At 46.7% G+C, this 1,288-nt stretch carries 1 protein-coding gene; it reads right to left on the minus strand.

Annotated features, from left to right (window positions below; all coding sequences use genetic code 11):
• The coding region (locus R7Q38_RS23650) for a bifunctional 2',3'-cyclic-nucleotide 2'-phosphodiesterase/3'-nucleotidase (protein WP_318114501.1) at nucleotides 1-1,288 on the minus strand (1,288 nt) is incomplete at both ends.

A 1,288-nucleotide genomic window follows, 5' to 3' on the forward strand; every position in this document is an offset into this window, starting at 1 on the left:
GGTGGTTGAGTGATGTCGATTTGGTATTCCACACCATCAATCACGTCAAAGTTGTACGTACGGAAGTTATCCCAATCAATTAACGATTGTGGCTGAGTCGTATTGACATCAATATGCTTGAATTGGCCCGCGCTGCACTCTAGCCATTCATGTACTTCTTTGCCTTTCACCTTCATTGCGACGAGCGTATTTGGGTATAGGTACAAGTCGGCGGCGTTGCGGAAAGTCAGTTGGCCAGATTCAACTTCAGTGAAGCCGTTCGGATCATCTTTACGTCCGCCCACTTTAAAAGGCGCTGCCGCGCTCAAAACTGGAATGTCAGCAAGGTCTGGATCGCCTTGAATGAAACGTTCAACGTAGTCTTTTTGTGCAAGGTTAACGATTTGGATTGTTGGGTCGTCTTGCACCAAAGCCAAGAAGCTGTACATCACGTCATTCGCTTTACCAATTGGTTGGTTAACGAATTCGCGAGTGCCTTTGTGATCGTCTTCGAGTGCTTTAATGATGCCTTGGTCTGCTTCTGCAAGCGATTTCTTAGTCGCTTTGTCGAAAATTGGTCGAGCTTCAGATTGTCCCTCCACTACTTTCCATTGGCCGTCTTTTTGCTCGATGACTAGATCCATGACTCCCACGTGGCTACCCCAACGGCCAGGCATGACGGCAGTGACACCGTTGATGGTGCCTTTGTTGTTGTCTACGCCTTGTAGATTCTCAAATCCTTTGCCTGGGAAGACCGCGTGAGAGTGACCAAACGCAATGGCATCAATGCCTTTCACTTGCGTTAAATAGTACACCGAGTTCTCCGCACCTAGTTTATATGGATCGGTTGAAACCCCTGAATGCGGAATCGCGACAATAATGTCCGCACCTTCCTTCTTCATCTGCGGAATCAGCTTCTCTGCAGTTTCTTTGATGTCTTTGGCAACCACGTTGCCTTCAAGATTTTTCTTATCCCAAACCATGATTTGCGGTGGAACAAACCCGATGTAACCCACTTTTACTTGATGAACTTCGCCATCGGTATCTTTAAAACTGTGTGTTTTGATCAGGTAAGGTTGGAAGTAATGCTCGCCAGTTTTCTTATCAAACACATTGGCGTTGATGTAGGGGAAGTTCGCGCCGGCCAGCGTATTTTGTAAGAAGTCCAAACCATAGTTGAATTCATGGTTACCAATGTTCCCCACATCATAGTGCAATTGGTTCATGGCTTTGTCCACAGGATGAACTTCTCCAGCCTGTATGCCTTTTGCTGCCATGTAGTCACCCATCGGGCTACCTTGAATTAAGT

It is taken from the genome of Vibrio sp. Vb0598 (assembly GCF_033338935.1).
Classification (GTDB): domain Bacteria; phylum Pseudomonadota; class Gammaproteobacteria; order Enterobacterales; family Vibrionaceae; genus Vibrio; species Vibrio alginolyticus.